The organism is Flammeovirga aprica JL-4 (assembly GCF_012844305.1).
Classification (GTDB): Bacteria; Bacteroidota; Bacteroidia; order Cytophagales; family Flammeovirgaceae; genus Flammeovirga; species Flammeovirga aprica.
In genome coordinates this window covers 1-2,702 of the sequence record NZ_JABANE010000243.1, presented here as the reverse complement: position 1 = coordinate 2,702, position 2,702 = coordinate 1, and the positions used below count along the sequence as shown (strand labels likewise).

General features: G+C 33.2%; 3 protein-coding genes. All 3 read left to right on the top strand.

All coding sequences use genetic code 11. The features are described from left to right. Positions 1-155: 155 nt before the first annotated feature. The 3 genes from HHU12_RS33480 to HHU12_RS33470 all read left to right on the top strand — a co-directional run bounded on the left by HHU12_RS33480 (position 156) and on the right by HHU12_RS33470 (position 2,513). Positions 156-746 (top strand): hypothetical protein, encoded by a 591-nt coding sequence (locus tag HHU12_RS33480; protein ID WP_169661074.1) that lies wholly within the window; start codon positions 156-158, stop codon positions 744-746. A 131-nt stretch (positions 747-877) separates the two neighbouring features. After that, complete coding sequence (locus HHU12_RS33475; protein WP_169661073.1) at positions 878-1,360, top strand: hypothetical protein; 483 nt, start codon at positions 878-880, stop codon at positions 1,358-1,360. 172 nt (positions 1,361-1,532) lie between these two features. Then, the gene (locus HHU12_RS33470; protein WP_169661072.1) at positions 1,533-2,513 is read left to right on the top strand and encodes a 4Fe-4S dicluster domain-containing protein; all 981 of its coding nucleotides are present in this window, start codon (positions 1,533-1,535) and stop codon (positions 2,511-2,513) included. Positions 2,514-2,702 lie beyond the last annotated feature (189 nt).

The following is a 2,702-nucleotide window of genomic DNA, read 5'->3' as shown; positions in this document are numbered from 1 at the left end:
ATATGATAATTGAAAAAACTCTTATTCTACATGAGGATCAGAAAGAATTGGCTCAACTATTTAATTTTAGGGTGTCCCAATGAGGAACTCAGGTGAAGGGAAGTTTGAAGAGGTGAAGTAATGAAAACTAAAATTGATATAAAAACAAAGCAACTATGAAAAAATTACGAATTACAATATCATGCATATTCACATTGATGTGCCTTAATAGCTGTTTTTTAAGCGACCTTAGTTATTTTGAAGGAAATCAAAAGTTGAATAAGCTTGGCAGGGAAATACCCCATTTTGAATCTTTCGAAGATAGTATCTTTAAAAATTCTGCCCATTTCTTAAAATATTATCCTTCTAAAACACTCACTGATAATATCCAAGAAAATGAAGTTTCAAAACGTTTCTTTTCTTTATTCAAAGACCCTTTGAGGCTACATTTTACCATGATGCTCCCTAATGGTTATATGGGGGTAATGGCGAGTAGTGGGGTGGAAGATCTAGTAGGATCTGTTTTTGACTATCCAAAAGGTTGGGTTCTTTTATCTTTTAATTCAAAGGGAGAAATGACCGATTATATTAATATCGAGGTAATGGATAAGTCTTTCAAAGAAGTAACAGATTGTGAGGTTTATAAAGATGAGATAGCACAGACCATTACTTTTAGTAAACCGGGTCATATGGGGTCATTAATAGATTTTAGAAAGAAAAAGTATCGATATGTATTTGGAGAGAATGGTAAATTTATTAAGATTTAGTCAGTATTATGTTTCTCTAGGGAGTTGCATATTTTATTCAATAAGTATTACAAATTATAAAAACTAAGAGCCGTTTGAAATATATTTCTTATTAGAAGAGATGTTTCAAACGTGCTTTAAACCACAAAATTATGAGTAACATCAAACGTCAACTTTCAATTCTTTTTATTCTTATTTATTTAACTGCATGTACAGACTCTTCTAAAAGTAAACTGTTATGTAATGATAATTATATAGACTTGAGTAAAAGTGAATTTTCTATTAATGGAAAAGAAATTGATATAACATCCTTCGATCAAACAATTCCGATAAAGGATGAAAAAAAGGTGTTTTGTTATAGCCAAAATGGTAAAACACTTTCGATAAAATCATTCGACTTATGTAATGGGAATGTTATTATAGATGCAGAGCTAGAAAATGTTTCATTTTTTAAATTGATTAAGAATGATAGGGGGCTTTATCAGGTACTTGCTAATAATTATGCTGATGGTGAACCTAAAATACAGCTTTGGGATCTTGAATTTGAAATGGAGAGAATGATGCGTCTTGACTATTTGGGAGATGGTTCTGAGTTTGAAAATATAGTTGGAAAAGAAAATACTCAGAAGCTGTAAAATCGGACCTTTATGTTCTTCTAAGTACTAGTACCTAATAGCATCTATCAGTAAGTTGTAGTTTCACTCGAAGCCTGCATTTTTTGACTTTTGTCAAAAGGAAAAAGAAAAATGCAGGCTAGTTTTGTTTTATATATTAACCAAATGGTTAAAAATCAAAACACCTGTTATCATGAAACTATATAAAATATTTAGAAGACCGCCTAGTTTTATCAGTGTCTCCACTTGGATAAAGAAAGAGGATCAGACGATCAAAAGCGGACCTGATGCGCGACTGCCTATTATTGTTCCTATCTTAGAAATGCAGTACGGTACGATTACTGAAAAATTGAAAATGATAGGACCTTTGTTTGATATGTTCAAGTCCATCATGATCAATATGAGGAAGAGTGCAAAAAGTATCATTTTCAACCCAAAATTAGGGAAGAGGCAGATTACGGAGGAACATTTGAAGGAACTGAAAAACAAGGCCAATGAATTGGGGATTTCGACCATCGGTTTTACCAAAGTGAATGCCAATCATATCTTTAAAGATTTCGAAATACTGTATGACAATGCTATTATTTTGACTATGGAAATGAACAAGGGCTTAATGGCGAAAGGGCCGGGGCAGGAAAATATGAATGAGATCATGCGTACGTACGATGGGCTTGGAATAGCTGTAAATGAAATTGCTGATTTTCTGAGAGAGAAAGGGTATAATTGCCATGCAAGTCCAGCTTTTGGAGGAGATATTAATACAGTACCTGCCGCACAAGACGCAGGACTCGGTTTTGTAGGCAACAACGGAATTCTGATTTCACCCGAATACGGTCCTTGTATGCGTTTGGCAGCTGTGTTTGTGGATATTGAAAATCTTCCATTTCCTGAAAACAATGAACATGGATGGATTGCGGATTTCTGTAATTCATGTAATAAGTGCATAAAAAAATGTCCTGCTCAGGCGATCTACAAAACACCTCATTATAATGAAAATGGAGGCAGGGTTTATATTGATCCCGTAAAGTGTGCGGAACCCTTTTCAAGAGGCTGTTCTTTGTGTGTTTCTTCTTGTGTTTTTACCGGTGGGCATTATGATAAAATTAAAAGAGGGTATGAGATGAAAATGTCGAAAGTTGATGAGATAAGTACTGGGACAGAAGAAAAGGGGTAATTTTAGTTTAATATTTTTTATCTAAGTATATGACAAAAAAATGACTCTCCATGAAATTGATTAAATTTGAATTTCGACATACAAAATTTATCAATTATGGAGAGTCAACACGAATATACGAAATTGTTTGAAAAAATAAATTCACAGATCAAAATCAACAAAGCTAGATTAGATTGTTTGACATATCTA